Below are 1,996 nucleotides of genomic sequence, written 5' to 3'. Positions count from 1 at the left end.
GGACGAACCGGCCCGGCTGCTCGGTCTGCGCCGACCGCACCAGCCCCCAGACGGCCGCGCCCGCCACGTCGCCGGGCCGGGTCACGAACATCAGCGGAGCGCTGTCCTCCGGATGGGAGGTGACGGCGGTCAGGACACGGGCGGTCAGGTCCCTGACGGCGGCGGGCGCGTCCGGCTCCTCGCTCACGCAGGGGATCACGATCGGCTCGGGGGCTCCGGCCGCCGCGAGCGCCGCGTCCACCCAGTCCACCCCGTACGGGGCGGGGGCGGTGGAGGCCGCGGCGCGGGGCGCGGCGGCCCTCGTGCGCAGGGCGTCGATCGAGAGCACCGGGGCGCCGGTGACGTCGGCGGCCTGCACGACGACGTCCTCACCGGTCACGGCCAGCCGTACGCGGAGGGCCTGGGCCTGGGCGGCGTGGAGGCGTACGCCTCGGAAGGCGAACGGCAGGCGCAGTTCCCCGTCGTCGCCGGCCAGCAGCAGCGGGTGGAAGGCGGCGTCGAGGAGGGCGGGGTGGATGCCGAACCCGGTCACGTCCACGCCGTCGGGCGCGACGACCTCCGCGTAGAGCTCCTCGCCCGTCCGCCACATCGCGCGCACGCCCTGGAAGGCGGGGCCGTACTCGTAGCCCTGCACTGCCAGCCGCTCGTAGCCGTCCGCGATCTCCACGGGGACGGCGGAGGGCGGGGGCCAGGCGGCGGCCCAGCCGTGGCCGGCGGCGGGCGCGGGCTCCTCGGCGACGGTGCCCGAGGCGTGCCGCTGCCAGGTGTCGGCGTCCGCGTGGCGGGAGAACACGGCGACCGCGCGGCGCCCTTCGGCGTCCGGCGGGTCGAGGGTGACCTGCACGGTGACCGCGCCCGTCTCGGGCAGGTACAGCGGTGCCTCGATGACCAGTTCGTCGAGGCGGTCGCCGCCGGCGTGGGCGGCGGCCTCCAGCGCCAGGTCGGCGAAGGCGGCGCCGGGCAGCAGGACGCCGCCCTCCACCGCGTGGTCGGCCAGCCAGGGCGCCGTCCGGTGGGAGAGCCGGCCGGTGAGGACGTACCGGTCGTCGGCCACCGGCACGACGGCGCCGAGCAGCGGGTGCCGCGAGCCGTCGACGCCCGCGCCGGTCGGGCCGCCCGCCGCCAGGCCGTCGCCGAGCCAGTAGCGGTTCCGCTGGAAGGCGTAGGTCGGCGGCACCCCGGCCGGGCGCGGGCCGGGACCCAGGACCTTCGCCCACGCCACATCCGCACCCAGCGTCCACGCCCGGGCCAGGGAGAGGAGCATGCGGCGCGGGCCGCCCTCGTCGCGGCGCAGCGACCCGCACACCCCGGCCTCGACCCCGGCGGCGTCGCAGATGTCGGTCACGTCACCCGCCAGCACGGGATGGGGGCTGGCCTCGATGAACACCGGGCTGCCACCGTCGCCGGCCGCCCGGACCGCCTCGTCGAACAGCACCGGGCGGCACAGGTTGTCGATCCAGTACGGCGCCGACAGGCTCGTGCCCTCGACGAACGCCGCCTCGACCGAGGAGCAGAAGCGCACCTCGCCCTCGGCCGGCCGTACGTCGGCCAGCGCCTTCTGCAGCTCCTCGGTGAGGCGGCGCATGTGCGGGGTGTGGCTGGCGTAGTCGACGGCGATCCGGCGGACCCTGATGCCCTCGTGCCCGGCGAGCTCCTCCAGGGCGGTCACGTCACCGGCCACCACGCAGCTCTCCGGACCCGCGTGCACGGCCACCCACAGGCGGTCCGGCCACCGCGACCCGATCAGCTCGGCGGCCTCGGCGGCGGGGACGTCCACGGCTGCCATCCCGCCGGTGCCCGCCATCCGAGCCAGGGCCCTGCTGCGCAGCACGACCACGCGCGCCGCGTCCTCCAGGGACAGGACTCCGGCCACGGACGCCGCGGCGATCTCGCCCTGGGACTGGCCCACCACGGCCCGCGGCTCCACCCCCGCCCACCGCCACACCGCCGCCAACCCCACCATCACCGCCCACAACACCGGCTGGATCACCTGCGA

The 1,996-nt window shown here is 77.2% G+C and carries 1 protein-coding gene; it reads right to left on the bottom strand.

Translation table 11 applies throughout. The features are described 5' to 3' along the window. A partial coding sequence (locus FHS22_RS37100) for an acyltransferase domain-containing protein (protein ID WP_260408682.1) occupies nt 1-1,963 on the bottom strand: 1,963 nt, incomplete at its 3' end. Between the last annotated feature and the right edge of the window lie 33 nt (nt 1,964-1,996).

This window comes from Thiemannella venezuelensis (assembly GCF_014203605.1).
GTDB lineage: Bacteria > Actinomycetota > Actinomycetes > Streptosporangiales > Streptosporangiaceae > Planomonospora_A > Planomonospora_A venezuelensis.
This window is presented reverse-complemented; position numbering and strand designations above follow the sequence as displayed.